A 1,221-nucleotide genomic window follows, 5' to 3' on the forward strand; every position below is an offset into this window, starting at 1 on the left:
ACCCTTTCGGGTTGTATGGTTAAGTGACTAAGCGTACACGGTGGATGCCTTGGCAGTCAGAGGCGATGAAAGGCGTAATAACTTGCGATAAGCCCAGATTAGGTAGTAATAACCTTTTGAGTCTGGGATTCCTGAATGGGGAAACCCACTTACATAAGTAAGTATCCTGTTGTGAATACATAGCAACAGGAGGCAAACCGGGGGAACTGAAACATCTAAGTACCCCGAGGAAGAGAAATCAACCGAGATTCCGAAAGTAGCGGCGAGCGAAATTGGATTAGCCCTTAAGCTTTTAATGAGACAGATGAAGGCTCTGGAAAGTGCCGCAATAAAGGGTGATAGCCCCGTAATCGACATCTCATCATCAGTGAAAACGAGTAGGGCGGGACACGTGATATCCTGTCTGAATATGGGGGGACCATCCTCCAAGGCTAAATACTACTGACTGACCGATAGTGAACCAGTACCGTGAGGGAAAGGCGAAAAGAACCCCTGTGAGGGGAGTGAAATAGAACCTGAAACCGTGTACGTACAAGCAGTAGGAGCACCTTCGTGGTGTGACTGCGTACCTTTTGTATAATGGGTCAGCGACTTAATTTTAGTAGCAAGGTTAACCGTTTAGGGGAGCCGTAGGGAAACCGAGTCTTAACTGGGCGTACAGTTGCTAGGATTAGACCCGAAACCAGGTGATCTAGCCATGGGCAGGTTGAAGGTTGAGTAACATCAACTGGAGGACCGAACCGACTAATGTTGAAAAATTAGCGGATGACTTGTGGCTAGGGGTGAAAGGCCAATCAAACCTGGAGATAGCTGGTTCTCCCCGAAAGCTATTTAGGTAGCGCCTCGGACGAATACTACTGGGGGTAGAGCACTGTTAAGGCTAGGGGGTCATCCCGACTTACCAACCCTTTGCAAACTCCGAATACCAGTAAGTACTATCCGGGAGACACACGGCGGGTGCTAACGTCCGTCGTGGAGAGGGAAACAACCCAGACCGCCAGCTAAGGTCCCAAAGTATAGCTAAGTGGGAAACGATGTGGGAAGGCTCAGACAGCCAGGATGTTGGCTTAGAAGCAGCCATCATTTAAAGAAAGCGTAATAGCTCACTGGTCGAGTCGGCCTGCGCGGAAGATGTAACGGGGCTAAGCTATACACCGAAGCTGCGGCTACGTACCTTAGGGTATGTGGGGTAGGGGAGCGTTCTGTAAGCCGTTGAAGGTG

The 1,221-nt window shown here is 49.7% G+C and carries 1 rRNA gene; it reads left to right on the plus strand.

From position 1 onward, the window contains the following. Window positions 1-17 precede the first annotated feature (17 nt). Window positions 18-1,221: ribosomal RNA gene (locus ACED42_RS21805) — 23S ribosomal RNA — on the plus strand; the annotation flags it as partial.

Origin of the sequence: Vibrio sp. FF145, from assembly GCF_041439075.1 — a bacterium.
Lineage (GTDB): Bacteria > Pseudomonadota > Gammaproteobacteria > Enterobacterales > Vibrionaceae > Vibrio > Vibrio tasmaniensis_A.